Source organism: Chromohalobacter beijerinckii (assembly GCF_023061185.1).
Taxonomy (GTDB): domain Bacteria; phylum Pseudomonadota; class Gammaproteobacteria; order Pseudomonadales; family Halomonadaceae; genus Chromohalobacter; species Chromohalobacter beijerinckii.
Genome location: NZ_JAKGAK010000051.1, coordinates 1 through 924 on the forward strand (window position 1 = coordinate 1; position 924 = coordinate 924).

Below are 924 nucleotides of genomic sequence, written 5' to 3' on the forward strand. Positions count from 1 at the left end.
CTGAAAACGAGCCCGTTATCGGAGCGAAGTGCCAGCGGTTGCTGAACGCGTCCCAGCGCCCCCAGCCGATAAATCAGTGCTTCCTCCAGGGCAGCCTCTGCTGTCTTGCTGCTGCCATTGTCCGATAATCGCCAACCGAGGATTTCACGCGTGCAACAGTCGATGATGACCGCCAAGCTGGCCCGCCGATCCTTACCGCACCACACGTGCGTGAGATCCGTGGCCCAGCGCTCATCGGGCCGTGAGGTGACTGACGGCAAGCGTCTGGCGCGAGGTCGGAAGCCCTGCGGTCGCTTGCGCACCTGCCAGCCTTTGAGCTGCAGGATGCGCTGGACCGGTTTGCGGTTCTCGCCCAGCACGCACGCCAACCGGCGATAGCCGTAGCTGGGGAAGCGTTCCAGCGTCAGCTTCACCCGGGCCGTCAGATCCGTATTCACGACACGCTGCCGCGCCTTGGGCCGGTAATACAGACTGCGCCGCGGGAACCCCAGCCAGCGACAAAGTTTGGCCAGTGATACCACCCGGCCTTCCTGGGCCATTTCCGCCTGCAGCGACCTTACGAGTTCTCGTCCTCGTCGAGCAGGCGACGCCACTTTTTTAGTGCGTAGATCTGCAAGTGGGCCTCGCCCAGCGCCTCCTTGGTTTCCCGCAGGTCGGATTCGTATTGCTCGCGGATATCCTTGGGACGGGCCTTGAACCCGTTCTCCATGTTGCGCTGGGCTTCATCGATCCAGCCGTCGACCTCGGAGACGGTGAGGTCATGCTGTCGCGCAACCTCGGCGACCGTGGTCTTGCCCTTGAAGATGTCCATGACCACGGACGCTTTGCGCTTCGCGGTCCACCGCTTGATGGGGTTATCGTCGCTCATCCTGTCCTCCTGATGACTGCACTATAGCCTGTGCAGCTCTGGAGGGGGTCACTTCA

General features: G+C 62.3%; 2 protein-coding genes. Both read right to left on the minus strand.

Annotated features, from left to right (window positions below; all coding sequences use genetic code 11):
- A partial coding sequence (locus L1075_RS15630; protein WP_246942757.1) for a DDE-type integrase/transposase/recombinase occupies positions 1 to 539 on the minus strand: 539 nt, incomplete at its 3' end.
- Positions 540 to 556: 17 nt separating this feature from the next.
- A complete protein-coding gene (locus L1075_RS15635; protein WP_040242442.1) occupies positions 557 to 868 on the minus strand; it encodes a DUF1153 domain-containing protein in 312 nt (103 codons plus the stop codon).
- Between the last annotated feature and the right edge of the window lie 56 nt (positions 869 to 924).